We start from the raw sequence: 23114 nt of genomic DNA, 5'->3' as shown, positions 1-23114 counted from the left end.
CTCGTCATTCGGTCAGTACGTGCTGGCCGGCCGCCATGGCCTCTTCCCAGTTCTGTCCGTCGAACTCGACGTATTCGATGTTGACGGCCTGGTCGAGGTCGAGGCAGCGCGCGTTGACGCTGAAATAGCCGGTCGGGTGCGAACGCGGACGGTAGAACGGCATGATTCCGCAGACCGCGCAGAATGTGTGGTCGGCGATGCAGTTGCCGAAGCGGTAGGGCTTCAGATACTGCTGCCCCTCGTGCAGGGTGAACCGCTCCTCGGGCACCATCAGCTCCTGGTGTCCCGATTTGAAGCAGATTCCGCAGTTGCACAGGGTGATGGTCAGGTTGCGGCTGGCCGCCGCGGAGAATTTCACCCCGCCGCAGTGGCAGCTCCCGTCGTACCAGACGCGTTCGACGGCCTCGGTTTCCGCGCGTGGTGCATCAGAGCCTGGTTGTTCAGAGCGTGGTTCATCAGACATCGTGACGACGACTCCTTCCTGGACGATGCCCGGCTTGGGTTCAGGAGCCGACCGGGACGTGCTCGCGTTCGCTGTCCAGATCCAGCAACGGGAGATCGGCCGACATGGGCAGGGACCGGTGTGCCGTCATGGAGTCGTACGGATACGAGACATGTCCCTTCAGGGCCGGCCGCCTGGTGAAGAAAATCAGCATGTCCCGGTCCGCGGGCTGGTCGGGGTCGATGGTGTACACGGGAGAGACGCTGTGCTTGCGCTCGTGGTCCACCAGGAGCAGGGTGTCCAGGAAATCGCCGTGCCGTGCGGTGCCCACGACCAGTTCCGGCGACGTTTCGTTCCAGCGCACGGCGTTCTTCTCACGCATGTCGTGAATGAAGGTCGTCGCGCTGTCGTCGGTCATGTTGCTGCACCCCAGGAAGGTGGTCATGGTGTGGTCCACACCGTCGCTGTGCACGCCTTCGAGGGCGGGTTCGCCCAGCAGGCTGACATCCGTGGTGGTGCGGATGTTGAACAGGGTGCATATCCACTGGGCGGAGTCGTACGCCAGCAGCGGCCGGTGCACCGTGTCCATGCCGTGGATGAGGAGGAACTTCAGCGCGAAGAGGGCGTGCAGCGCCGGGTTCAGCGCCAGGTCGTTCTGGATTTCGTGGAAGCGCCGCAACTCACCGGAGTCGTGACGGACGAAGTCCTCCTCACTGGAGAGGACGAAGGGCTGGAATTCGAGACGGGACACCCGCCGGCTGCCGCTGTCCAGACAAAAACGGCCGTTCTGGGTCTTCCGGAACGGCAGCGTGGGGTCGTCCTTCAGCGATTCACTCGCCGTCCGGAGCTTATCGACGTCCTCCGGACTCGCCCCGAGAAATGTCAGGAGTTCCTTCATCTGACGGCCGGGTATGAAGACTGACCGGTCGTGAACGTATCGCTTCTTGATGTCCGCCAGTACGGAGATCGCGGAATCTTGCTGCGCTGATTTCACCGAGCCTCCTTGACCGCGTTGCGCACATGCGGTGCTGCTTACGTTTTCTGTTCCCCCATACCTGTGACCGCCGCGGCTCATACCGGGTCCACAACCGGGCGCGCGCGGGGTCGACCGGATGACGGTGGGTGAATTTACGCCGACTCGTCAACGCCTTCTACCGTGGTCCGCCGCGGTCGAAAATGTCAAGGTCGGCCCTCCGCTTCTTTTCGGTCCGGGTTTCGCGCGAGGCGTGTCATCCGTCGTTGACAACGCGTCGACAACTTATTCATAAGCCGTCGATGGACGCCCTGATACGTTGCCACGGCGACATCAGCAGAATTCGTTCCCGCGAACCGAACCGAAGGATGACGTGGATAATTACAACCGTGCCGCGATCGGCTTCGAAGAGGGCAGGAACAGCGACGCCCACTGGTTCAACGACCTGACCCGGTCGCGTTTCGCGGGGCCGGTCTCGGCCCAGCACCGGTTCCTGTCCCGGGATGTCTCGCCGGAAACGCTCGCGGTGCACGCGGGCACCTACCAGGACCCGATCACGGGCAGCGTCGGCACGCCGATCTTCCAGACCAGCACCTTCCTGCTGGACGAGAGCAGTTACGCGGCCTTCTCCGACGGAGCGATCCGGGACGTCCCGATCTACACCCGTTACGGCAATCCGACGCAGTGGTCGGTGCAGGAGAAGATCGCCGCGCTGGAGGGCACCCGGAGCAGCGTCGTGACCTCCTCCGGGATGAGCGCGATAGCGAGCACGATCTACGCCCTGACGAACGCCGGAAGCCACATCATCTCGGCGTACGACGTGTACGGCGGAACGTACAACCTGCTGCACGAGGACATGCCCTCCGCCGGGCGGGAGGTGTCCTTCGTCGACCCCACCGATCTCGACGCGATCCGGGCCGCGGTGCGGCCCGAGACCCAGCTGCTGTTCTTCGAGACGCTGACCAATCCGCTGCTCAAGGCCCCGCCGATCCGTGAGATCGCGCGTATCGCCGACGAGGCGAACGCCCTGCTGGTGGTGGACAACACCTTCCTCACCCCGGTGAACATGCGTCCGCTGGACCTGGGCGCGCACATCGTCGTGCACAGCGCGACCAAGTACCTGGGCGGGCACAGCGATCTGACGGCGGGCGCGGTCGTGGGACGGCGCAAGTTCCTGGACCGCATCTGGACGCAGGTGCTCCGGTTCGGCGGCACGCTGGAACCGCTGGCCTGCTTCCTGCTGGAGCGCGGCCTGAAGACGCTGCCGCTGCGGATCAGGGCGCAGAACGACAACGCGCGGGAGATCGCCCGGTTCCTGGCCGGCCATGAGCGGGTGGCCGCCGTCCACCACCCGGATCTCGGTGGTGACCGCTACGCCGGCCTGGCACGCGAGGACTACCGCGGCTACGGCGGCATGGTCAGCTTCGAGGTGCGCGGCGGTGACAAGGCGGCCCTGGACTTCATGTCCCGGCTGACGATCCCCCACGTCGCCACCAGCCTCGGCGGGGTCGAGTCGCTGGTGAGCATGCCGAGCAACACCTCGCACAGCTCGCTCACGTCCCGGCAGCGGTCGCTGATCGGCATCCACCCCGGGCTCGTGCGGTTCTCGGCGGGGATCGAGAACGCGGCTGACCTGATCCGTGACCTGGGCAGCGCGCTCGACGCGACCGGCCTCGACGCGACCGACGAGGAGCAGCAGCGATGAGGAACAGCTTCAACACCGCCGGATTCAGCGAGGTCGTGCACGAGATACGGCACGACCCGGCGGAGGCGGCCTACGTCTACACGGCGAGGGCGAAGTGGTCACCGCGGCGCGGACTGTCCGCCTGGATCGCACCGGCCCTGCTGGGCACGGTCAAGTCGGCGCGGAGCTTCCGCTTCGAGGTCGACGACAGCGCGGGCGACGACCCATGCGGCGGGGCGTCGCCGATGGACTTCGCCCTCACCGGCATCGGGTCCTGCGCGCTGACCACGCTGGTCGGCGGTGGCAGTGCGCGCGGTGTGGAGTTCGACGGCGTGGAGATGCTGATCGACTACGACCACCCGGCGGAGCCGGTGCGGTGTCGCATCGACATGGACGGCAGTGCGGACGACCAGGTCCTCGCGGAACTGGTCGAGCAGATGCGCAACTTCAGCCCCAACTGCACCACGCTGACGCATCCGGTGGCGGTGGAACTGGTCCGCGCCTCCAGCCCGGCCGGGCAGCCGACGGACACCCCGGACACCCCAGCCGTACCGGACGCCCCGGAGGCCGTGGCCGCCGGTCCGGCGGCGAGTTGCCGGGTGCGCTGGGTGAGCAGCACCCAGCTGGAGGCGAAGGCCGTGGGCTCCGACGGCCCGGCGCTGCGGGTCGACGCGCCGAAGCAGCTGACCGGCGTCGACTGGGGGCCGAACCCGCAGGAGTACCTGCTGATGGGGCTGGCCGCGGACGTCGCGGCGCACCTGGGACGGCTGTCGGCCGGACTGACCGGTGAGCGGCATGTGTGGGAGGTCTCCGCGCAGGCGCGGGAGGACGTGCGGGGGCTGCTCCAGTCGGACGCGGACGCCGTCGTTCCGCTCCAGGACGTCATCTGCACGGTGTTCCCGCCCGCCAAGGTGGCGTCCGAGCACGGCGTCGGCGAGGTCGTGGCGAACGCCTTCGCCGCTTCGGCGGTCCGGGACCTGATCTCACGGCCGCACATCGCGGACATTTCGCTGGTCACCGGCGGCCGGTAGCCGCACCGGACGGGCGAGGTGCGGGCCGGGCGGGCGCGCCGGAAAGTCGATTTCAAGGATTGGTTTGGCGATGAACCGAAGTGACTGCACCAAGGTCCTGGCCATTGGCGGCGGACCCGCCAACCTGAGTCTCGCGGCGCTGGCCGACCCGATCGGCGATGTCCAGGTCAGCGTCGTGGAATCCCGCAAGTCCGTCGCATGGCACCCCGGCTTGCTGTGGTGCGGTTCGAGGTTGCAGGCCAGCGCGGCCAAGGACCTGGTCAGCCAGGTCGATCCGCGGTCCCGCTTCAGCTTCATGAACTTCCTGCACGAGCACGGCCGGCTCTACCGGCACCTCATCGCCAGCAGCGACTATGTGAGCAGGCAGGAGTTCGACCAGTACTTCGCCTGGGCCGCGCAGCTGCTGCGGGTCTGTCTCGACGAGGCGGTCCTGTCGGTGGACCACGACGGCCGCCGGTTCGTGGTGCGCACCACCCGGGGTGCGCGGATGGCCGAGAGCATCGTCCTCGGCGTCGGGCAGGCCCCGTACGTGCCGGAGTGCGCGCGCGACATCAACAGCCCGCGCCTGTGGCACGCCTCCCAGCACCTGGACCGCGGACTGCCGGTCGACGGCAAGGACGTCCTGCTGGTGGGCGGCGGGCAGAGCGCGGGGGAGGTGGCGCTGGACCTGCTGTCCGGCCGGACCGGCCGGCCGCGCAGGTTCACCTGGGTGACCGGCGGCTCCGGACTGGTGCCGCTGGACGATTCGCCGTTCAGCAACGAATGGTTCAACCCGAGGTTCGTGGAGTACTTCCGCGAACTGCCCGCCCAGCACCGCGCCGGACTGCTGGACCGGCAGCGTACGGCCACCACCGGGATCACCGGCGAACTCCTCGCCCAGATCTACCGCCGGCTGTACGAACTGGACTATCTGACCCGCAGCGGACTCAGCCACGAAGTGCTCGCCGGAGCACGCCTGACCGGCCTGTCCGAGACACCGGACCACTTCCGTGCCGCCCTGCTGGACACGGTCACCGGGACCACCCGCGAGTCGATGTGCGACCTCGTGGTGCTGGCCACCGGCTACCGGTCCCGGCTGCCCGAGTTCATGGCGCCGCTGCGGGACCGGATGCCGGTGGCCGGGGACGCGTACGAGACCGGCAGCGACTACCGGGTGCACTGGGACGGGCCCGACGCGAACCGGATCTACGTGCAGAACGCGGCGCAGCACAGCCATGGAGTGGCGGACTCGACGCTCGGGCTCGCGGGCTGGCGCAGCGCGGTGATCATCAACAGCCTGCTCGATCACGAGCACTACCGGCTCAAGGCCGACGACATCACGGTCTCCCTCGACCGGAGCGCGCCGATCGGCACCGGACCCGGCCCGGACCTCCACGGGTCCCGCCGGGTGGAAGGAGGCGTGGCCCCGTGAGCGTGGGTACGCGGATCGCCCGTGGCAGCCGGCCCTATCGCGAGGTGCTCGCGATTCCGGGGGTGGCGCGGTCGATCCTGTTGATGTTCGTGGCGCGCCTCCCTACGGCCGCCATGAGCCTGACCCTGACCCTCCATGTGGTCACCCGGCTCGACCGCGGCTACATCGACGCCGGGTTCGTCGCCACCATGAGCACCATCGGCACCATGCTGGGCGCGCCCCTGGTCGGGGCGGCGCTGGACCGGTACGGCCTGCGTCCCGTCGTCGCGGTGTGCGGCACGGTGGCGACCGCGTACTGGATCGGCGCCCCCTGGCTGCCGTATCCGGCGCTGGTGGCCGCCGCGTTCCCGGCGGGCGCGCTGGTGGTGCCCGCGAACTCGATCGCGCGCCAGGTGCTCAGCGCGGCCGTGCCGGCGGAGCGGCAGCGCACCGCGTTCTCCCTGGACAGCATCATGGTCGAGGCGTCCTTCATCATCGGGCCCGCGATCGTGGTCTACTGCGCCGCGCGGTACTCCAGCACGGCCGCGATGACGGCGATCGGCGCGGTCATCGCCGCGGTGGTGGCGGCCCTGCTGGTGCAGAACCCGCCGCTGCGGGCCGGTGACGGGAAGCCCGGTCGCCCCGGGCTCCGGGTGGGCGGCTTCGGCGGCGTCCTCAGCCGCGGTCTGGCGGGCACGCTGCTGATCACTGTCGGGGCGCTGTTCGCGCTCGGCGGCACCGAACTGGCCCTGGTGGCCTCGCTGTCCTCCATCGGCCAGGCCCAGTGGTCCGGTGTGGTGCTGGCGATGCTCGCCGTGGCGTCGATCGCCGGCGGCCTGGTGCACGGCGCGGTGCGGCGGTCGTTGCCGCAGCTGGCGCTGGTGACACTGCTCGCCGGGCTCATCGTCCCGGCGGCGCTGGTCGTCGGGCAGCCGTGGTGGCTGCTGGGTCTGGCGCTGATGCCGATGCAGCTGGTCTGCGCGCCGACGCTGGCCGCCACCACGGAGAACGTCAGCCACCGGGCGCCGGCCCACGCCCTCGGTAGGGCGATGGGCCTCCAGGACGCGGCGACCCGGCTCGGGATCGCGCTGGCCTCGCCGGTGATCGGCTTCGTCATCGACCACCACACTCCCGGCTGGGGCCTGGCCGCGTCGGGTCTGGGCGGCCTGCTGTTCGCACTGGCCGCCGCCGTTGTGCTGCGGGCCGCTCCGGCACGCACCGGGCCGGTGCCCGAAGCCGGCCTCAATCACTCATGAACCCTCAATCACTCGACAAGGTTTTGAACCGGCTTTCGTGATGGAGATGACCGTGAACACTTCGATTGATGCCGGGGCCTGGACGGAAGCGGCCCGAATCTACAACTCCGCCGTGGCCGCCTGGGCCATCGGCGCCGCATGGGAACTGGGCGCGCTGGACGAACTCCACGAGAACGGCGTTCTCGACGCGGAGGAATTCGCCGCCCGTCAGGAACTGGACGCGCCCGCCACGCTCGCCATGTTCCGCGCACTGTCCGCCGCGGGCGTGGTGCGGCGCGAGGAGAACAAGGTGACGCCCACCGACACCTTCGCCGAGATCTACCAGACCCGGTCGCTGTTCCACTGGCTGGTCCGGGGAAGCGCGGAACTCTTCCGCCAGATGCCGTCCGTGCTCCAGAAGAAGAACCGGGTCGGCCAGTTCTACCAGCGCGACGCCGCGGCGATCGCGGTCGCCTGCCGCGAGATCAGCACCTTCTGCTACGACCCCTGGTTCTACGCGGCCCTGGACGACCTCGACTTCGACCTGCGGCAGGTGACCGACCTGGGCTGCGGCAGCGGCGAGCGGCTCCAGCAGATCCTGCGCCGGTACCCGGCGGCCAAGGGGCTCGGTATCGACATCGCGCCCGCCGCCGTGCGGGTGGCCGAGCAGAGCGCCGCGGAGGCGGGGCTGACCGACCGGCTGTCGTTCGTCGAGGCCGACATGCTGAGCATGGCCCCGCGCCCGGAGTTCGCCGAGGTCGAGCTGTTGACCTGCTTCATGGCCGGCCATGACTTCTGGCCGCGGGAACAGTGCGTCGCCACGCTCTCCCGGCTGCGCGATCTCTTCCCGAACGCGCGGCGATTCCTGCTCGGCGACGCCACGCGCACGGTCGGTGTGCCGGATCAGGAATTGCGGGTGTTCACCCTCGGATTCGAGGTGGCGCACGACTTGATGGGGGATTTCCTGCCGACCGCGCAGGACTGGGAATCGGTTTTCGAGGAGGGCGGCTGGCGGCTGCGCCGCAAGCATTCCATCGACATGGTGGCCAGCGAGGTCATTTTCGAACTCGAACGTCGATGAGCGAACACGAGCGTATGGAGTCATGACGATGCCGTTGAATCCGGAGCAGATACCGGAGCCGAAACCGGACGCCATCGCGCAGCCCCTCCCGGATATCGCCCCCGCCGTACCGCCGCGCAGGTCGGCGGAGCAGTTCCTGTGCGAGATCTTCTCCGAGGTGCTGGGGATGCCCGGGGTCGAAGCCGACGAGGACTTCTTCGACCTCGGCGGTGAGTCCCTGACCGGCACCAGGATCGTGAGCCGCATCCGCGCCGTGCTCGGGGTCGACGTCTCGCTGCGCGCACTGTTCGAGGAGCGCACCCCCGCCGCCGTCGCGGCGCTGGTCGAGACCGCCGGACGCGCCCGCCTCCCGCTGACGCGCATGCCGCGGCCACAGCAGGTGCCGCCGTCCTTCGCACAGCAGCGGCTGTGGTTCCTGGGCCGGCTGGCGGGGCCGAGCCCCACCTACAACGTGCCGCTGGTGTACCGGCTGCACGGGCGGCTGGACCACACCGCGCTGGCGGCCGCCCTGGACGACGTCGTCGGCCGGCACGAAAGCCTGCGCACCGTCTTCCCGGAGGTGAACGGCCAGCCGGTCCAGCGGGTGATCGCGGCCGAGGACGCCCACCCCGTGCTGACCGTCACCGACGTCGACCCGGAGGCGGCCGAGGAGCGGCTGCGCGCCGCCGCGGGCCACGCCTTCGACCTGGCCGCCGAGATCCCCATCCGGGCCTGGCTGTTCGTCCTCGGCCCCGACGAGCACATCCTGCTGGCGCTGATCCACCACATCGCGAGCGACGAGTGGTCCAAGGCACCGTTCGCGCGCGACCTCGCCCACGCCTATCAGGCGCGGCTGGCCGGCACCGCCCCGGTGTGGCCCGAGCTGCCGGTGCAATACGTGGACTACACGCTGTGGCAGCGCGAACTCCTCGGCGAGACGTCCGACCCGGACAGCGCGCACGCCGCACAGCTGCGCTTCTGGACCGACACCCTGGCCGGGCTGCCGGACGAGCTGGGGCTGCCGTTCGACCGCCCGCGCCCCGCCGCCCCGTCCTACCGCGGCGGCATCGTGGAGTTCGAGGTGGCGCCGGAGGTGCACGAACGGCTCACCGCGCTGGCCCGCCGGACCGGCACCACGATGTTCATGCTGTTCCACGCCGCGTTCGCGGTGCTGCTGGGCAAGCTGTCCGGCGGCGTGGACATCCCGGTCGGCACACCGGTGGCCGGGCGGTCCGACGAGGCGCTGGACGAGCTGGTCGGATTCTTCGTCAACACCCTCGTGCTGCGCACCGACCTGTCCGGCAACCCCACGTTCGAGGAACTCCTGGAGCGGGTCCTCGACGGCGATCTGGCCGCCTTCGCCCACCAGGACATCCCCTTCGAGCAGCTGGTCCGGGAGCTGAACCCGGTGCGGTCCGCGGGCCGCAACCCGCTGTTCCAGGTGTCCATGACGGCGCAGCCCACCGACACCGCGCTGGCGCTGCCCGGGGTCACCGCGACCGGGCAGACCCGGGTGTTCGGCGTCTCCCGGTTCGACCTGCACGTCAACTTCGAGGAGAGCCACACCGAGGACCGGCGGCCGGCCGGGGTGAAGGGCCAGATCGAATACAGCGCGGACCTGTTCGACGCCGCCACGGTCGAGACGGTGGCGGAGCGGCTGGTCCGGGTGCTCACCACGGTGGCGGACGACGCGCGGCGCACGGTGGCCGACATCGACATCCTGTCGCCGCGCGAGCGCGAGCGGATCCTGGTGGAGTGGAACGACTCCGCCTGGGACGTCCCCGAGCAGTCCCTGCCCGACATGCTGGCGGCCCAGGCGGCCCGCACGCCCGGCCTGCCCGCCGTGCGCATGGGCGAGGTCACCCTGACCTACGCGGAGCTCAACGGCCGGGCCAACCAGCTCGCCCGTCATCTGGTGGCCCAGGGCGTCGGCCCGGAGTCCCTGGTGGCCCTGCGCATGGAGCGGTCGGTGGACCTGGTCGTCGCGCTGTGGGCGGTGCTGAAGGCCGGTGGCGCGTACGTACCGATCGACACCGCCTACCCGGCCGAGCGGATCGAGTTCATGCTGCGGGACGCCCGGCCGACCCTGGAGCTGACCGGCCCGGTCGAGGCCGGGCATCTGTCGTCCGCCGATGTCACCGACGCCGACCGGCGCTCCCCGCTGCGGCCCGACCACCCCTGCTACGTGATCTACACATCGGGCTCCACCGGGGTGCCCAAGGCCGTGTCGATGCCCGCCAAGGCGCTGGTGAACCTGCTGGTCTGGTGGACCGAGGTGGAACCGCCCGCCACGATCGCCCAGTTCTCCGCGATCAGCTTCGACGTCTCCGCCATGGAGATCCTCATCGCCACGGTCAGCGGCGGATGCGTGGTCATACCGGAGGACGGGGTCCGTAAGGACGCCGAGAAGCTCGTGGCATGGCTCGGCGCCAACGAGGTCAACGACCTGACCTTCGTACCGAACCTGGTGCTGAACGCGGTGTGCGAGGCGGCGAACGCCGCCGGGGCGACCCTGCCCGCGCTGCGGCGCATCGGGCAGGGCGGCGAGGCCCTGGTGCTGTCCGACGAGGTGAAGGCGTTCTTCCGGGACAACCCCGGCAACCGCCGGCTGATCAACGGCTACGGGCCCACCGAGACCCACATGGCGACCGAGTTCCCGCTGCCGGAGTCGGTGGCGCAGTGGCCGGACGAGCCGCCCATCGGCCACCCGATCGCCAACACCCACCTCTATGTACTGGACCGCTATCTCCAGCCGGTCCCGCCCGGGGTGGTGGGCGAGCTCTACATCGGCGGAGCGCAACTGGCCCGCGGATACCTGAACCGGCCGGGCGTCACGGCCGAGCGGTTCGTGGCCAACCCCTTCGGCGCGCCGGGCAGCCGGATCTACCGCACCGGCGACCTGGTGCGCTGGCGGGCGGACGGCGAGCTGCTGTTCGTCGGGCGCAGCGACCACCAGGTGAAGGTCCGGGGCTTCCGGATCGAACTGGGCGAGATCGAGTCGCTGCTGCTGGGGCACCCGGACATCGCCCAGGTGGCCGTCGTGGCCCTGCCGCAGCCGCCCAGCGGCAAGCGCGTCGTCGCCTACGTGGTCCCGGCCGGCACTCCGCCGGTACCGGCGGACCTGCGCCGGTACGTCGGGGACGCGCTGCCCGAGTACATGATCCCCTCCGCCTTCGTCATCCTCGACCGCCTGCCGCTCAACCCGAACGGCAAACTCGACCGCGCCGCCCTCCCCTCGCCCGCCCCGGAGACGGCCGGCCGCGGTCCGCGCACCCGGGTGGAGACGGTGCTGTGCGAGATCTACGCCGACATCCTCGAGATACCGGGCGTCGGCATCGACGACGACTTCTTCGCGCTGGGCGGGCACTCCCTGAGCGCGACCAAGCTGATGAGCCGGATCCGCGGCAGGCTCGGGGTCGAACTGCCGATCCGGGCCCTGTTCGACGCCCCCACCCCGGCCGGTCTGGCCGCGCTGGTCGAGACGGCCGACCGGGCCGGCCGCGCGCTGCGGCCCGTACCGCGCCCGGAGCGCGTCCCGCTGTCCTTCGCGCAGCAGCGGCTGTGGTTCCTGGACCGCCTGGAGGGGCCCAGCCCCACGTACAACAACCCGCTGGTGTCCCGGCTGCGCGGGCCGCTGAACGTGGCGGCGCTGGCCGCGGCGGTCAGGGACGTCATCGGCCGGCACGAGAGCCTGCGCACCGTCTACCCCGAGACGGGCGGGCAGCCGGAGCAGCGGGTGCTGCCGCTGTCGGAGGTCGGCGATGTGCTGAGCGTGGAGCGCGTGGCCCCCTCGGCGCTGCCGGACCGGCTGCGGGCCGCCGCGGCCACCACCTTCGAGCTGGCGCGGGAGATCCCGGTACGGGCCTGGCTGTTCGAGACCGGCCCGGAGGAACACGTCCTGCTGGTGCTGATCCACCACATCGCCAGCGACGGCTGGTCGATGACCCCGCTCACCCGCGACCTCGGGGAGGCGTACGAGGCCCGGTGCCGTGGCGCGGCGCCCACCTGGCGGCCGCTGCCGGTGAGTTACGCCGACTACGCGCTGTGGCAGCGCGAACTCCTCGGCGACGTCACGCGCCCCGGCAGCCCCAGCGCGGCCCAGCTCGGCTTCTGGACCGAGACGCTGCGCGGACTGCCCGACGAACTGGGCCTGCCCTTCGACCGGCCGCGTCCGCAGGCCGCCTCGTACCGGGGCGCCACCGTGCCGCTGCGGGTCGACGCGCGCACCCATGAGCTGCTGGCGGCGGTGGCCCGGGACACCGGCACGACGACGTTCATGGTCTGCCAGGCCGCGGTGGCGGTGCTGCTGGGCAAGCTGACCGGGGGCACCGACATCCCCATCGGCACCCCGGTGGCCGGCCGTGCCGACGAGGCGCTGGACGACCTGGTCGGGTTCTTCGTGAACACCGTGGTGCTGCGCACCGACCTGTCCGGCGACCCCACCTTCGCGGAGTTGCTGACCCGGGTGAAGCGCGGTGCCCTGGCCGCCTTCGCCCACCAGGACATCCCCTTCGAGCAGGTCGTCGAGGCCGTCAACCCGGCCCGCTCACCGGCCCGCAACCCGCTGTTCCAGGTGCTGATGCCGTTCAACAGCAATCTGGACTCCACCGCCATCGGCCTGCCCGGACTGACGGTGGAGCCGGAGTCGGCGCCGCTGGACATCGCCAAGGTGGACCTGTCCTTCAATCTGCGGGAGGAGTTCGACACCGCCGGGAACCCCCTCGGGGTCGACGGCGAGATCGAGTACAGCTCCGATCTGTTCGACCGCGAGACGGTGGCCACGATCGGCGAGCGGCTGCACCGGGTGCTGGCCGCCGTGACCGCCGACCCGCACGGCCGGGTCTCCGGGATCGACGTGCTCGGCGCGGACGAGCGCGAGCGGCTGCTGCGGGACGGGTCCGGCACACCGGCCGGCCTCGCCGACCCGGGTACGGCGGCGCTGATCCACGAGCTGTTCGAGAAGCGGGCCGCCGACACCCCGGAGGCCGCGGCCGTGGTGTGCGGCGCGGAGACCGTCGGCTACCGGGAGCTGAACCAGCGCGCCAACCGCCTCGCGCGGTGGCTGATCGGCCAGGGCGTCGCACCGGGAGACCGGGTGGCGGTCGCGCTGCCGCGCACGGTGGACCTCGTGGTCGCGCCGCTGGCGGTGTGGAAGGCCGGCGCCTGCTACGTGCCGATCGCCCCCGGCTACCCCGACCAGCGCATCGCGTACATCCTCGACGACGCCGCGCCCCGTCTCGTGCTGCGCGAGCCGGTGGCCACCGACGGTCTCGCGGACACCGACGTCCGGCCGCACCGCCCGGACGGCGCGCAGGTGGCGTACGTCATCTACACCTCCGGATCGACCGGGCGGCCCAAGGGCGTCGAGGTGACGCACGGCAACACCGTGAGCCTGCTGCGGTCCATGGAGTCCGCCCTCGGCGGCGCCGCGCCCCAGCGGGTGCTGGCCGCGACGACGATCGGCTTCGACATCGCGGGGCTGGAGCTGTTCCTGCCGCTGACCACCGGCGGAACGGTGATCCTGGCGGACGAGGAGACCGCGCGCCGGCCACGGGACCTGCTGGCGCTGGTCACCCGGCACCGCGTGAGCCTGATGCAGGCCACCCCGAGCCTGTGGCGGGAGGTGGTGCGCGAGGCGACGGACGAACTGGCCGGGGTGCACGTGCTCAGCGGCGGCGAGCGGCTGCCCGCCGACCTGTCGGAGGAGCTCGTCCGGCGGGCCGGGGCCGTGACCAACGCCTACGGCCCGACCGAGACCACGATCTACTCGACCGCCACCCGGGTCGGCGCCGGCGACGGCGCACCGCCCATCGGCGCCCCGCTGGCCAACACCCGCCTCTACGTCCTGGACCGTGCGCTGCGGCTGGTGCCGCGGGGCGTGGCCGGCGAGCTGTACGTGGCGGGGGACGGCGTCGCCCAGGGCTATCTGGGCCGGCCGGGGCTGACCGCCGGCCGCTTCGTGGCCTGCCCGTTCGGGGCGCCCGGCGAGCGGATGTACCGCACCGGGGACCTGGTCCGGTGGGACGCCGACGGCCGGCTGGTCTTCCTCCGGCGCGCCGACGAGCAGGTGAAGCTGCGGGGCGTGCGCATCGAACCGGGCGAGATCGAGGCGGTCCTGTGCGAGCACCCCGGGGTGGCGCAGGCCGCCGCCACCGTGCACCGGTTCGGTGCGGGCGACGAGCGGCTGGTGGGCCATGTGGTGCCCGAGCCGGGCGCGACGGTGGACCCGGCGCGGGTCCGGGCGCACGTCGCCGAGCTGCTGCCCGACACGATGGTGCCGGCCGTCGTCCTCCTGGCGGACTCCCTCCCCCTGACGCCCAACGGCAAGATCGACCGCGCCGCGCTGCCGGTGCCCGAGTTCGCCGCGCACCCCCGGGGGCAGGAGCCGAGGACACCGCGAGAGCGGACGCTGTGCGATCTGTTCGCCGAGGTGCTCGGCGTGCCACAGGTCGGGACCGACGAGTCGTTCTTCGACCGGGGCGGCCATTCGCTGCTGGTGATACGGCTGGCCAGTCGTATCCGCGCCACCTTCGGCGTCCAGTTGAGCATCCGTGACCTGTTCGACGCGCCGACCCCGGCCGCGCTGGCCGCCCGGAAGCTGACCGGGGACGGGGAGGCCGGCGGCGCGGGCGCGCTGGCGCCCGTCCTGCGGCTGCGCGACGGCCAGGGTCTGCCGGTGTTCTGCGTGCACCCGGCCGCCGGTATCGGATGGGGCTACTCGGGCCTGCTCCGCCACCTGGACCGCGACCGGCCCCTGTACGCCCTCCAGGCGACCGGGCTCAGCGCGCCCGAGCAGGCGCCGGGCACGGCCGAGGAGCTGGTGAGCGACTATCTGGCCCGTATCCGCGCGGTCCAGCCGACCGGGCCCTACACCCTGCTGGGCTGGTCCGTCGGCGGCCAGATCGCGCATATGCTCGCCGTCCGGCTCCAGGACGAGGGCGAGCGGGTCGACCTGCTGGCGCTGCTGGACAGCTATCCGCCGGCGCCCGGCGAGGAGCCGGAGGAGGACACCGGCGAGCCGGCGACGCTGAAGGCGCTGGCGGACTCGCTGGGGCAGCCACTCACCCCGGACGGCACCCTCGAGGGGCTGTCCGACATCCCGGTGCCGACGCTGCTGCGGGTCTTCACGGACCTGCGGAAGCTGTTCGCCACGGCGCCCCTCGGCCGGTTCCTGGGCGATGCCGTCCTCTTCACCGCCACCCGCGGCAAGCCCGCCGACTCCCCCTACACACCCCAGCTGTGGCGCGACCACGTGACCGGTTCGCTCGACGTCCACGAGGTGGACTGCGCGCACGGCGACATGACCCGGCCGGCCGCCCTGGCGTCGATCGGGCCGGTGCTGGAGACGCGGCTGCGCCGCGTCACGGCCACGACGGCAGGAGCCACCCGATGACCCCACCGCCCGCCGCCCAGGTGCACCACATCGGCGTGGAGACGTTCGACCTGGCCAACTCCCTCTCCTGGTACGAGGACTACTTCGACTGCCGCCGGACCTGGATCGCCGAGGAGCTGTCCGAGCTGACCCGCGGCCGGCTGCCGCACGTGACCAGGATCGCCGAGGTGGCCGTCGGTGACCTCCGGTTCCACCTGCTCGAACGCGGCGACCGGGGCGGGCCGCGGCAGGCCGGGGGACCGTCCGAGTTCCAGCATGTGTGCCTGTCCGCACAGACCGTGGCGGACCTGGGGCGCTGGCGGGACCGCTGGCTCGAACTGCACCGGTCCGGCAGATACGCGTTCGCCCGGTCCGACCCGCCCACCGAGATCGTCACCGACGCCGAAGGGGTCCGCAGCTTCTACTGCTTCGACGTCAACGGCCTCGAATTCGAGTTCACCCACGTCCCGGAGAGCGCACGATGAGCAACACGGCAGCGGTGGCCCTGACCGTACCCGACACGCGGGGCTGGGACTTCGGCGACTACCCCTACGGGCTGGAGCCGTTGACCCTGCCGCACCCCGGCAACGCCTGGATGGCGGACGGCACCGCGAACGCCACCCTGGCGGAGCGCACCTCGGGGCTGCTGGCCGCCGCCCGCTCGGGGGACCTCGTCACCACCCCGGCCACCGCCGAGGACCTGGAGCGGCTGTTCTGGTTCCGGTGGATCACCGGCCACCACATCTCCTTCGTCCTGTGGCGGCTGCTCGCGGGCTGCCTGGCCCGGCTGGAGGCCGGCGAGGGCGACGCGTGGGAGACCAGCGCCGCGATCACCGAGTACGTCCGCGCGTACGGCGCCATGCTGCTCTACACCGGCTCCAGCACGCGCCCCATCTACAACCAGACGATCCGGCCCAGCATGTACCGGCTGCACAGCACCTTCAGCGGTACCTGGGCGGCGGACTACCCCGCGGTGCGCAGCCTGTTCCGCGGGCGCAGGCTGCCGCCCGTGGTCGATGCCGAGGCCGAGGCCCTGACCCGCGAGGTCGGCCTGAGCCACCAGATCCACCTCGGTGTCGCGTCGAAGCTGGTCGTCGACGGTCGGTCGCTGCTCCAGCACCTGGTGGACAACCCGGCCGGCCACCAGCCGCGCATGTGGGCCTCGATCTTCGACTGCTACTTCCTGACCCTGCGCGCCCCGGTGACCGGGCAGGAGGTGCTGTCCCAGCTGCTGCGCAGGTGCAAGGCGGTGGTGATGGACCTGGTCACCAACGGGCTCTACCCGGCCGTGGCGGACTACGGCGATCACACACCCGCGGAGCTGCGCACCCCGGCCGTGCTGGAGCGGGAGTCCGAACTCGTGGACATCGTGCTCCGCGTACCGGACCTGGCGGTCGGTTCCTGCCGGTCCGGCGAACGACGAGTCAAGGAAACGTGGTGAGGCTGATGCGACACGGAGTGATCTTCCTGCCGGAACAGCGGTGGGCGTCCGCCCGGCAGCGGTGGGTGCGGGCCGAGGAACTCGGCTTCGACCACGCCTGGACCTATGACCACCTGAACTGGCGGTGGCTGCGCGAGAAGCCGTGGTTCGCGACCGTCCCGACGCTGACCGCCGCCGCCACGGCGACCAGCCGCATCCAGCTGGGCACCCTGGTGGCCAGCCCCGGCAACCGTCATCCGGTCCCCTTCGCCAAGGAGGTCATGACCCTGGACGACATCTCCGAGGGCCGCTTCATCTGCGGCATCGGCGCCGGGGCGGGCGGGTTCGACGACGAGGTGCTCGGACAGCGGCCGCTAGGCCCGCGCGAGCGGGCCGACCGGTTCGCCGAATTCGTCGAACTCACCGACCGGCTGCTGCGCGAGCCGGTGACCAGCTACCAGGGCACCCACTTCACGACCACCAGCGCCCATCTCCACCCGGGCTGCGTCCAGCGGCCGCGGGTGCCGATCGCGGTGGCGGCGATGGGGCCCCGGGGCATCCGCCTCGCCGCCCGCTACGCCGACATCTGGGTCACGATCGTCTTCCCGGGCCACGGTGAGCCGTACCGGTACGACGCCGCGGTCCCGACCTTCCGCGAGCAGTCCGCGCGGCTGGACGAGGAGTGCGCCCTGATCGGCCGCGACCCCGCGTCGATCCGCCGCCTGGTGGTGACCGGTGCGCGGGTCGACGGGGTCCTGGAATCGGTGGAGACCTACCGCGACGCGTGCGGGCTGTTCGGCGAGGCAGGCGTCACCGACCTGGTCATCCACTGGCCGCGGCCGGAGTTCCCCTACGCCGGACGCGAGGACGTGCTCGACGACATCGCCGCCTCGGTGCTGTCCCCCACCGTCGGTGCCCGGTGAACCGGCCGCACCCGCGCGCCGACCGCTCGCCCCAGCAGGAAAGGACGTGGCTGTGCTAGCTCGACCCGAACTCCATGGAACGTACGGCGCCGTCTCATCGACGCACTGGCTCGCGTCCGCCGCGGGGACGTCGATGTTCGACCGGGGCGGCAACGCCTTCGACGCCGCGGCCGCGGCCGCCTTCGTGCTCCAGGTCGTGGAACCGCATCTGAACGGGCCCGGCGGGGACGTCCCGATCATGGTCTTCGACGCCGCGCGGGACGATGTGGAGGTCATCTGCGGGCAGGGACCCATGCCCGCCGCCGCGACCATCGACCGGTTCCGGAGCCTGGGCCTGGACACGGTGCCCGGTTCCGGACTGCTCCCGGCCTGTGTGCCCGGTGTCTTCGGGGCGTGGATGCGCCTGGTGAAGGAGTACGGCCGGCTCGGGGTCGCCGACGTGCTGGAGCCGGCCATCGGCTACGCCGAGCACGGCTTCCCGCTGCTGCCGAAGGCGGCGGCGATGATCGAGGTGCTCGTCCCGCTGTTCCGGGACCACTGGACCGGATCGGGCCAGACGTATCTGCGCGGCGGGCGGGCGCCGGCGGCGGGCGACCGGCAGCGCAACCCGGTCCTGGCGCGCACGTTCCGCCGGATCGTCGCCGAGGCCACCTCGGTGTCCGGCCGGGAGGCCCAGGCGGACGCCGCCATCGCGGCGTTCTACACCGGATTCGTCGCCGAGGCCATCGACAAGTTCGTGGCCGACACCGATGTCCTGGACGCCACCGGGCGGCCCAACCGGGGGCTGCTGACCGGCACCGACCTGGCGTCGTGGCGGCCGACGGTGGAGCGTCCGGTGTCCCTGGACTACCGCGGCCACCAGGTGTACAAGCCGGGGCCGTGGTCGCAGGGGCCGGTGTTCCTCCAGCAGCTGGCGCTGCTGTCCGGGTTCGACCTGGGCTCGATGGGCTTCGGCAGCGCCGACCACCTCCACACCGTGGTGGAGTCGGCGAAGCTGGCGTTCGCGGACCGGGAGGCGTGGTACGGCGACCCGGACCACACCGACGTCCCGCTGGCCGGGCTGCTGGACCCGCAGTACACGGCCGGGCGGCGGGCGCTGATCGGCGCCGGGGCCTCCGCCGAACTGCGCCCCGGCCACCCGGACGGGCGCGCGCCGTGGTTCCCGCCGCTGCCCGACCAGCCGTCGGGGCCCGTCGAGGAGGGCTGGCGCGCCCAGCTCCGCAACGGGCTGCCCACCGTGCTCAAGCGCACGGTGGTCAAGGGCGACACCACCACGGTCACCGCCACCGACCGGGACGGCAACATGGTGGTGGCCACGCCCAGCGGCGGATGGCTGGCCAGCTCCCCCGTCATTCCGGAGCTGGGCTTCCCGCTCGGCACCCGCGGCCAGATCGCCTGGCTGACCGAGGGCCACCCCAACTCCCTGGCGCCGGGCAAACGCCCCCGGACCACGCTGAGCCCGACCATCGTCCGCGCCGACGACGGGCGCCCAAAGCTGGCCTTCGGCACCCCGGGCGGCGACCGGCAGGACCAGTGGACGCTGAACTTCTTCCTGAACCACATCGACTTCGGCATGTCCGCCCAGGAAGCCGTGGAAGCGCTCACCTTCCACACCGATGCCGTCCCCACGTCGTTCACGCCCCGCCAGTACCGGCCGCGCTCGGTGGTGGTGGAGGACGGCGTCGCCCCCGGGACCGTGGCGGAACTGCGCCGTCGGGGCCACCAGGTCGACCTCGCGGACCCCGCCTCGCTGGGTCAGGTCTGCGCCACCGGGCCGGACGCCGACGGCGGCGTGTTCGCCGCCGCGAGCCAGCGCGGCCAGCAGGCGTACGGGGTCGTGCGGTGACCGCCCCGCCCCGTTTACGCACAACATCAGGAGTCTGTTGATGCCGAGAATCATCGTGCTGAACATCGGAGGGATGTCCAGCAGGCAGGTCTACCGCCAGCTGTGGATGGCGGAGGCCGGAGACATCGTGGTCAGTCCGGTCGCGATCGACGCGGGCTTCCTCGCCTATGTGCACGACGTGCTGGGGCTGGCGCGGAACGCGGTCACGGTGGTGGTCGCGGACGGCGTGCTGACGGACGAGGCGATGTGCTCGCCCGGTCTGGTGGCCGAGCTGCGGTCGCGCATGGCCGCGTCGCCCGCCTGGGAGCTGATGCCCGCCGCGCTCACCGAGGGGGTCGCCGCGCTCGCGGAGCTGCTCGGGATCGAGGCGGACCACGGTCTGCGGTTCGCCGGGCAGCGCGGACCGGAGCTGCTGAACCGCAAGTCGCACTTCCGACAGCTGGCCGTCGGGGCCGGGCTGCCCGTGCCGTCCGGTGCGGTCGTCACCTCCGTACGGGCGCTGGCGACCGCGATCGAGCGTCATCTGCCGCCGACCGGCACCGTCATCGTCAAACGGGACGACGACCTGAACGGGCAGGGCAACCTGGCCCTGGTCGCGGGGGACAGCGCGCCGCTGCCCGGGGTCCGGGAGGTGCGGCCGGTCACCGACGACCTCCCCGCGCTCGCCGCCCAGGTCTGGTCCGAACTGGCCGACGAGGAGAAGGTGCTGGTGGTGGAGAGCTACCACCAGGCCGCGCTCTGCTTCTACTTCGAGTACCTGATCGACGCGGACGGCTTCCCCCGGTATCTCGCCAGCGGCACGATCCGGCGCCGGCCGGACACCGAACCGACCCGGCCGGACCTGGTCTGGGTGGGCCTGGAACTGCCCGCGGAACTCCCGCCCGACCTCGCGTACCACGCCTCGACCGAGGCCGCCCGCATCGCCGGGCTCGCCGCCCAGGTCGGCTACCGGGGGCACATCAACGTGGACGCCCTGGTGACCGAGGCCGGCGAGCTGCTGTTCAACGAGGTGAACGCGCGGTGGGGCGGCGGCCTGGCCCTGCACACCATCGGGGAACGGCTGCTGGGGACCGGATACGCGGACCGGTCCGTCGTCTCCAGCCTGCGGGACGTGACACCGATGCGGTTCCCGGATTTCGAGAAGGCGCTGCACCTGCACGATCTGCACTTCCAGCCGGAAGCGCGGGAGGGCGTGGTCGTCGTGAGCTATGACGAACAGCTGGCGAGCACCTCGGAATGCGTGGTGCTCGCGGCGTCCAAGGCTCGGGCGCGGGCCATCGAGGCACGGCTCCGCCAGGTGGTCGGCGAACTCGCCGAGCCGCCCGCCGGACCGGTCCGGGTCGGCTGACCAGTCCGGGTCGGCCGACCGGTCCGGGTGGCCGACCGCCCTCCTCCTCATCGCGAAGAAGGCAACCCCCGAAAGGCAACCCCCTATGAATGAGACGTCAGCGCCCCGGCAATTGGACAAAGAGTTGCTGGCCAAGCTGGCCACCGCGGACCGGCGCCGGGTCGCGCTACGGGCCGGCTCGATCCTGGTGATCTACGCGGGGACGGTGTATCTCGCCCTGCGGCCCGCCGTCGGCTGGTGGGCGGTCCTTTTCTCGCTGTTCCTGGGTTTCGTGCTCTCCGGTTTCATCAACGCGGCCCACGACTGCGTGCACCGGGCCCATCTGCGGTCGAAGCGGGGGAACCGGATCGCGGGCATGTTCTGGGGCACACCGATCATGCTCAACTTCACCATTTACCGGCACCAGCACCTGGTGCACCACCGCTTCACCGGAGTCGAAGGGGACACCGAACCCGAGGAGACCTTCGAAACGCTGCGCGGCTATCTGCACACGTTCTCCGGCATACCGGTGTGGCCCGGCCTGGCCAAACGCATCATCAGGACCTGGCGTAAGGAATTCCCGGCCAGTGTGAGCACCGACGAGCGCCGGCGGGATGCCCGGCTGGACAATTGGGTGCTCACCGGCTGGCTTGTCCTCATGGTAATTCTGACCATTGCCTTTCCCTATGCGCTGCTGATAGCGTATTGGCTGCCGCTGGCCTTCGTTGTCCCGGCCATCTTCTTTCTGAGCCTGCCGGAGCACTACGGACTGTGGGGCGTTCCGGAGGTCACGCGCAACACCCGGACGATCGAGTCGAATTCTTTCGTCAGGTTCTTCGTGTGGAATGCGAACTATCACGCCGAGCACCACCGTTACCCGGCGGTGGCATCGCTCAATCTGCACCGGCTGCGCAAGGCCCTGGCCGAGCCGCATCCCATCACCGGGAAATCCTATGTCGGATTCCACGCCGGCCTGGTCAGCGCCCTGTGGAAGGGCAACCAGGACTACGGAAAGCGGGTCGAGCCCCAGGCCCGGCCGCAACACGACTCACGACGGTAGTACTCGAATTGTGGAGGTGGCCCGATGGCGCCCGAGGTAGTGGAGTTCCGCGACGGCGAGCAACTGGCCGCATGGCAGGACTTCCGGCTTTCCACCATGCCCGATCTCATCAGCTCGATGAACTTGTGCCACGCCCTGTTCGCGTTCGTGGACAGCGGTGTGCTGAACAACCTGCGGAACGGGAAGCGGCTGCCGGAGGAGGGCCTGCTGGCCGGCACCAAGGAGGACATCGGCCAGAACCTGCTCAGGTATCTGGAGATGCGCGGCGTGCTGGAGACGCGGGACGCGGGGTACTTCCTCACCCGGCAGGGCGAGCTTTTGACCTCTGATGTCTCCCTCGCCCGGCTGGGGATCTACCTGGAGGCCTACGGCCCGGTCCTCAGCCGGACAGGCGAGCTGCTCACCGGCCGGGCCGAGTACGGCACCGATGTGCAGCGCCGGGGCGGTCCGCTGGGCAAGCACTGCGCCACCCTGTCGTCCGTCTTCCACACCCCGGTGGTCGTCGAGGCCATGCGCGGCCGCGGGGTGCGCAAGATGCTCGACGTCGGATGCGGCGGCGGCAGCCTGCTGGTGGACGCCTGCCTGCGCGACCCGGAACTGACCGGGGTCGGCCTGGACATCGACGCGGACGCGGTCGAGGAGGCGCGGGACCTGGCGAGCCGCCAGGGCGTGGCCGACCGGGTCGAGTTCGTCGTCGGCGACGCCTCCGCCCCGGACACCTGGCCGGCCGTGTGCTTCGAGGCCGACGGCATGTGCACGGTGAGCGCGCTGCACGAGCACTTCCGGGACGGTGAGCAGGCCGTCGTGGACCTGCTCAACGCCTATCGGGCGGCCCTTCCGGAGCAGAAGATCCTGCTGGTCGGTGAACCGGAGATCAGGTACGACGCGCGCGACAACGACGACGACTTCTTCCTCATCCACGTCCTCACCGACCAGGGACTGCCCCGGGACCGGTCGGCGTGGCTGGGGGTCTTCGAAAAGAGCGAGCTGGAATGCCGGCGGGTCTACCGGCGCCCCGAGGCCGGACCTCGGGTGAGTTTCTACGACTTGGTACCGCGGCCGCAACGTTGACATTTTCCGGATTTCGGGATTGCCGAGCGATCGGCGGAAGGAAGTGAACAGGTGAATCCGTTCGAGGACGACAACGCCGGCTACCGGGTGCTCGTGAACGCCGAGCACCAGCATTCGCTGTGGCCGGAGTTCGCCGAGACCCCCGCCGGGTGGACCGTGGTGTTCGGCCCCGGCGCCCGCCAGGAATGCCTGGACTACGTGGAGAGCCACTGGGTGGATATGCGGCCGGCGTCCCTGGTCGCCCACCTGGCCGGTGCGTGACCGAAACTCTGCCGAAAAA

Annotated in this window: 16 protein-coding genes; 14 read left to right on the top strand and 2 right to left on the bottom strand. The window is 71.1% G+C overall.

Going from position 1 to position 23114, the window contains the following annotated elements:
• Positions 1–4 precede the first annotated feature (4 nt).
• Positions 5–463, bottom strand: a complete 459-nt coding sequence (locus tag N6H00_RS24030; protein WP_268973905.1) for a GFA family protein — start codon at positions 461–463, stop codon at positions 5–7.
• A gap of 40 nt (positions 464–503) precedes the next feature.
• Complete coding sequence (locus N6H00_RS24025) at positions 504–1340, bottom strand: 2OG-Fe dioxygenase family protein (RefSeq protein ID WP_268973904.1); 837 nt, start codon at positions 1338–1340, stop codon at positions 504–506.
• Positions 1341–1788: 448 nt separating this feature from the next.
• On the opposite strand from N6H00_RS24025, the gene N6H00_RS24020 reads away from it, so the two are divergent.
• The 14 genes from N6H00_RS24020 (at position 1789) to N6H00_RS23955 (ending at position 23095) form a co-directional block, all read left to right on the top strand.
• The gene (locus N6H00_RS24020; protein ID WP_268973903.1) at positions 1789–3120 is read left to right on the top strand and encodes a trans-sulfuration enzyme family protein; all 1332 of its coding nucleotides are present in this window, start codon (positions 1789–1791) and stop codon (positions 3118–3120) included.
• Entirely contained in the window at positions 3117–4130 is a 1014-nt protein-coding gene (locus N6H00_RS24015) for an OsmC family protein (RefSeq protein WP_268973902.1), read from the top strand. Before N6H00_RS24020 ends, N6H00_RS24015 begins: the two co-directional genes overlap by 4 nt.
• 70 nt (positions 4131–4200) lie before the next feature.
• Positions 4201–5541 carry a lysine N(6)-hydroxylase/L-ornithine N(5)-oxygenase family protein gene (locus tag N6H00_RS24010; protein ID WP_268973901.1) on the top strand — a complete coding sequence of 447 codons (1341 nt, stop codon included), beginning with the start codon at positions 4201–4203 and terminating at the stop codon, positions 5539–5541.
• A complete protein-coding gene (locus tag N6H00_RS24005) occupies positions 5538–6776 on the top strand; it encodes an MFS transporter (protein WP_268973900.1) in 1239 nt (412 codons plus the stop codon). Before N6H00_RS24010 ends, N6H00_RS24005 begins: the two co-directional genes overlap by 4 nt.
• Positions 6777–6828: 52 nt before the next feature.
• Positions 6829–7836: a class I SAM-dependent methyltransferase gene (locus N6H00_RS24000; RefSeq protein ID WP_268973899.1), complete on the top strand. Its 1008-nt coding sequence runs from the start codon at positions 6829–6831 to the stop codon at positions 7834–7836.
• A 22-nt stretch (positions 7837–7858) separates the two neighbouring features.
• The gene (locus N6H00_RS23995) at positions 7859–15208 is read left to right on the top strand and encodes a non-ribosomal peptide synthetase (protein WP_268973898.1); all 7350 of its coding nucleotides are present in this window, start codon (positions 7859–7861) and stop codon (positions 15206–15208) included.
• Entirely contained in the window at positions 15205–15672 is a 468-nt protein-coding gene (locus N6H00_RS23990) for a VOC family protein (protein ID WP_268973897.1), read from the top strand. Before N6H00_RS23995 ends, N6H00_RS23990 begins: the two co-directional genes overlap by 4 nt.
• A complete protein-coding gene (locus N6H00_RS23985; protein ID WP_268973896.1) occupies positions 15669–16628 on the top strand; it encodes a hypothetical protein in 960 nt (319 codons plus the stop codon). Before N6H00_RS23990 ends, N6H00_RS23985 begins: the two co-directional genes overlap by 4 nt.
• A 5-nt stretch (positions 16629–16633) precedes the next feature.
• Positions 16634–17530 carry an LLM class flavin-dependent oxidoreductase gene (locus N6H00_RS23980; protein ID WP_268977088.1) on the top strand — a complete coding sequence of 299 codons (897 nt, stop codon included), beginning with the start codon at positions 16634–16636 and terminating at the stop codon, positions 17528–17530.
• 52 nt (positions 17531–17582) lie between these two features.
• The gene (locus tag N6H00_RS23975) at positions 17583–19376 is read left to right on the top strand and encodes a gamma-glutamyltransferase family protein (protein ID WP_268977087.1); all 1794 of its coding nucleotides are present in this window, start codon (positions 17583–17585) and stop codon (positions 19374–19376) included.
• Between the two features lie 40 nt (positions 19377–19416).
• Positions 19417–20724 (top strand): peptide ligase PGM1-related protein, encoded by a 1308-nt coding sequence (locus N6H00_RS23970; RefSeq protein WP_268973895.1) that lies wholly within the window; start codon positions 19417–19419, stop codon positions 20722–20724.
• A 124-nt stretch (positions 20725–20848) separates the two neighbouring features.
• Entirely contained in the window at positions 20849–21763 is a 915-nt protein-coding gene (locus tag N6H00_RS23965; protein WP_268973894.1) for a fatty acid desaturase family protein, read from the top strand.
• 24 nt (positions 21764–21787) lie between these two features.
• Complete coding sequence (locus N6H00_RS23960) at positions 21788–22834, top strand: SAM-dependent methyltransferase (protein ID WP_268973893.1); 1047 nt, start codon at positions 21788–21790, stop codon at positions 22832–22834.
• A 51-nt stretch (positions 22835–22885) separates the two neighbouring features.
• The gene (locus tag N6H00_RS23955) at positions 22886–23095 is read left to right on the top strand and encodes an MbtH family protein (RefSeq protein WP_268973892.1); all 210 of its coding nucleotides are present in this window, start codon (positions 22886–22888) and stop codon (positions 23093–23095) included.
• Positions 23096–23114: the final 19 nt, after the last annotated feature.

Origin of the sequence: Streptomyces sp. S465 (genome assembly GCF_026898115.1) — a bacterium.
GTDB classification, from domain to species: Bacteria; Actinomycetota; Actinomycetes; order Streptomycetales; family Streptomycetaceae; genus Streptomyces; species Streptomyces luomodiensis.
The sequence above is the reverse complement of the archived record's forward strand: the minus strand, read 5'-3'. Positions and strand labels throughout refer to the sequence as shown.

Excerpts from the sequence above, each read along its gene's own strand:
- N6H00_RS24030 (WP_268973905.1), bottom strand. The coding sequence starts at position 463 with ATGTCTGATGAACCACGCTCTGAACAACCAGGCTCTGATGCACCACGC.
- N6H00_RS24025 (WP_268973904.1), bottom strand. The coding sequence starts at position 1,340 with ATGAAGGAACTCCTGACATTTCTCGGGGCGAGTCCGGAGGACGTCGAT.
- N6H00_RS24015 (WP_268973902.1), top strand. The coding sequence starts at position 3,117 with ATGAGGAACAGCTTCAACACCGCCGGATTCAGCGAGGTCGTGCACGAG.
- N6H00_RS24010 (WP_268973901.1), top strand. The coding sequence starts at position 4,201 with ATGAACCGAAGTGACTGCACCAAGGTCCTGGCCATTGGCGGCGGACCC.
- N6H00_RS23995 (WP_268973898.1), top strand. The coding sequence starts at position 7,859 with ATGACGATGCCGTTGAATCCGGAGCAGATACCGGAGCCGAAACCGGAC.
- N6H00_RS23990 (WP_268973897.1), top strand. The coding sequence starts at position 15,205 with ATGACCCCACCGCCCGCCGCCCAGGTGCACCACATCGGCGTGGAGACG.
- N6H00_RS23985 (WP_268973896.1), top strand. The coding sequence starts at position 15,669 with ATGAGCAACACGGCAGCGGTGGCCCTGACCGTACCCGACACGCGGGGC.
- N6H00_RS23980 (WP_268977088.1), top strand. The coding sequence starts at position 16,634 with ATGCGACACGGAGTGATCTTCCTGCCGGAACAGCGGTGGGCGTCCGCC.
- N6H00_RS23970 (WP_268973895.1), top strand. The coding sequence starts at position 19,417 with ATGCCGAGAATCATCGTGCTGAACATCGGAGGGATGTCCAGCAGGCAG.
- N6H00_RS23960 (WP_268973893.1), top strand. The coding sequence starts at position 21,788 with ATGGCGCCCGAGGTAGTGGAGTTCCGCGACGGCGAGCAACTGGCCGCA.